Here is a 1,908-nt window from a genome sequence, read left to right on the forward strand (position 1 = left end):
TGCCGGCCGAGGGCGTGGACGCCGTGCCGGTGCCCGGCGTGCCGACCTGCGAGGTCGCGCCGCCGCCGGCGGGCGCCGATACGGTGCCGGTCAGCAGGCTGTCGAGGCGGCTCGCCAGCAGCGCGGCCGCAACGGAGTCGATACCGGTCATGATCGGAGCCTGCTCACCTCAGCCACATCGTTGCGAATCCGGGAACGGCACGCCGGTGCCGCTCGCGGGAACTGCGCGCCTCCCGCAACGGGCTCGTGCGCCCCGCGCCCGCCCCTCCGCCTCCCGGCTTCCCGGGAAACGGGCCCTACCCGCGCGCGCGGTAGAGATCGGTCAATACCTTGGTCGAGCGCCGCGCCTCGAACAGCGCGGACAGCCGCGCGACGTCCGGGCTCGCGAGGTCGCGGATCGCGGCGTCGTCGGCCAGGATGCGGCGGATCAGGTCGAGCTTGCGGCCGAGATCCGATTCGTCGAGCACGACGCCCGGATCGGCTTCCTTCAGCCCGTCGACGAGTGCCGTGAATTCGGCCTGCAACCCCGGCAACGCGCTCCAGTCGGCGCTGCGGGCAGCGCCCAGCATCCGGCCCGACACGGCGGCGAGCGCCTCGTAACGTGCGAAGTATTCGGCCTTGCGATTCATCTCGATGCTTCCACTGCCTGTTGCGCGGCCATCCGCGCGACTTCCGGGGCGATCCCCGTCCATGCTTCCTCGAGCGTCGCGAGCAGCCCGTCGACCTCGACCAGCATCGCGTCGCTCGCCTGCGCGTTCGCTTCCAGCAGACGCCGGCCGATATACGCATACAGCGCGTCCAGCCGCTCCGCGATCTCGCCGCCCGCGTCGCGGTTCAGCGACGCCTTCAGCCCGCTCTCGACGATCCGGATCGCCTTGCCGATCGCATCGCCGCGCGCGGACACATTGCCCTGCTGCAAATGCATGCGCGCCAGCGCAACCGCCTGCCGCGCGCCCTGGTACAGCATCGCGATCAAACGGTGCGGGGAGGCGCCCATCACCCCCGTCTCGACGCCGACACGCGCGTATGCACTGGCTCCAGCGTGTCCTGGGGAAAACATGCGCTTCTCCTTGTTATGCCTTGGCTATACGGGAACCGCCGCCGTGCATCGCACGACGCGGCCTTCACCGGAGTTATCGGAAGGGATTTGAAAAGCTTTAGGCAAGCGCGGCCTGCCGCCGGGGCGCCGAAGGCGCCGGCCCGGAGGCCTTCCCTGAACGACTTTCGCCGGATCGACTTTCGCCGGATGGCCGCCCACGGGTGCCCGTCGCCGGGTACCCGTCCCCGGGTGCCGCGCGCATCACACCGACATCTGCATGATGTCGTTGTAAGCGCTCACCAGCTTGTTGCGGACCTGGAGCCCGAACTGGAAGCCGATGTTGGCTTTCTGCATGTCGACCATCACGTCGTTCAGCGAGACGTTCGGCGCACCGACCTCGAACGCCTGCGCCTCGCCGAGCGCGTGCTGCTGGTCGCCGCTGATCTTGTCGAGCGACGCCTTCATCGCGCTCGCGAACGTGCCGGCCGTCGCCGCGCCCGAACCGGCCAGCGCTGCCGTCGGGCTCGCGACGCCGCCGGACGCCTGCGCGGCCATCGACTGCATCTGTTGCAACACCGAACCGATTCCGCTGACGTTCGCAGTCATGCTGTCCCCAAAACCGAGAGAAGAGACCCGGCGCACCGGGTGTTTCCGCCGGCGCCGCACCACGCGCACCATGCCGGATCGCGAAAAAGGATAGCAGCGCGCCGCGCGTCAAAGCCGAGAAAGTACGGGGGAAACCCCGCTCTTTTCAGTCGATCGGAACCGGGCCCGGGTCACGATAATCGCATCGTGTCATTGTCCGCCCGCTCGTCCGAGCGAGCTCAGTCGTCCCGCTCCGGAGAAACTCGACGCATGGATTCGCAGGC

3 protein-coding genes and 1 pseudogene are annotated in these 1,908 nt (G+C 69.0%); all 4 read right to left on the reverse strand.

What is annotated here, in order from left to right:
- Nucleotides 1-151: pseudogene (locus DPV74_RS41135) on the reverse strand (flagellar hook-length control protein FliK); the annotation flags it as partial.
- 145 nt (nucleotides 152-296) lie between these two features.
- Nucleotides 297-629 carry a flagellar protein FliT gene (locus DPV74_RS41140; RefSeq protein ID WP_059523069.1) on the reverse strand — a complete coding sequence of 111 codons (333 nt, stop codon included), beginning with the start codon at nucleotides 627-629 and terminating at the stop codon, nucleotides 297-299.
- Nucleotides 626-1,060: a flagellar export chaperone FliS gene (gene fliS / locus DPV74_RS41145; RefSeq protein ID WP_021164034.1), complete on the reverse strand. Its 435-nt coding sequence runs from the start codon at nucleotides 1,058-1,060 to the stop codon at nucleotides 626-628. Before fliS ends, DPV74_RS41140 begins: the two co-directional genes overlap by 4 nt.
- A 240-nt stretch (nucleotides 1,061-1,300) precedes the next feature.
- Nucleotides 1,301-1,645: a flagellar hook-basal body complex protein FliE gene (gene fliE, locus DPV74_RS41150; protein ID WP_021164033.1), complete on the reverse strand. Its 345-nt coding sequence runs from the start codon at nucleotides 1,643-1,645 to the stop codon at nucleotides 1,301-1,303.
- Between the last annotated feature and the right edge of the window lie 263 nt (nucleotides 1,646-1,908).

The organism is Burkholderia sp. HAN2018 (genome assembly GCF_024704855.1).
Taxonomy (GTDB): Bacteria; Pseudomonadota; Gammaproteobacteria; order Burkholderiales; family Burkholderiaceae; genus Burkholderia; species Burkholderia cepacia.